The sequence below is a fragment of the Streptococcus sp. HMSC034E03 genome (assembly GCF_001811505.1).
Classification (GTDB): domain Bacteria; phylum Bacillota; class Bacilli; order Lactobacillales; family Streptococcaceae; genus Streptococcus.
This window is the reverse complement of the sequence record NZ_KV804976.1, coordinates 116,975-117,733: the sequence shown is the minus strand read 5'-3', so window position 1 is coordinate 117,733 and position 759 is coordinate 116,975. Positions and strand designations below refer to the sequence as shown.

Here is a 759-nt window from a genome sequence, read left to right as displayed (position 1 = left end):
ATCGTTGATTTTGGTGTTTGGTACTTGATGAATGACGATGAAACAGTGAGAAGATTTCAAGGTCTTCAAACAAGATATCCTGAGCGAACATTATATCCATTTGCAAGGAGAGATGATAATGATGATATCGCCTGTTTTGAAGATGTTGATAACAGTTTAGTGCATATCATCCATGACTTTGCTGATTCAGGATGGGAACAAAAAGAAGTTCTCCCCACTTTTGATGCCTGGTTAGAATACATTGAGGAGTGTAATCTTCAAGATGGACGGTGACTTGGTGTTAGGTTGAACCTTGGTAGAGCTTAGCGCTATTGATGAAAATAGTCATCTGTCAAAAATATCTGAGGGGATAAATGGGAAGGAGAGAGTTATGTTACTATTTAATTTAATAACTAAATAAAAAGAGATTGCAGCAATAGATTATTGGGAAATGGGAATACTAGATTTAAAGATATCCTATTTTGGCGATGAAGTTTCTGTATGCATAGAGGATTATCATAACAAAGAAAAATATTGGGAAATTAAGTTTTTAGTATGCGCCAAAGTAGAGTATAGCAATGATGCTTTAGATATCCAGTGGAGAAAAGATCAACACGTTAAAGATATGACTAGAGGAGAATTGCATCACCATGGTCAAGAAATTTCGTTGCAAGTGTATGACAATAATCCTGATTTTGTGGAGTGTATGGTTGATATAGGATTGCTGCAAATGACAATTATTTGTCGGGATATTCAGATAGAACATCTTGAGTTAAAGGA

Annotated in this window: 2 protein-coding genes; both read left to right on the top strand. The window is 35.2% G+C overall.

What is annotated here, in order from left to right:
- The coding region (locus HMPREF2805_RS04050; protein ID WP_075231505.1) for a hypothetical protein at positions 1 to 273 on the top strand (273 nt) is incomplete at its 5' end.
- A gap of 157 nt (positions 274 to 430) precedes the next feature.
- A partial coding sequence (locus HMPREF2805_RS11255; RefSeq protein WP_075231504.1) for a hypothetical protein occupies positions 431 to 759 on the top strand: 329 nt, incomplete at its 3' end.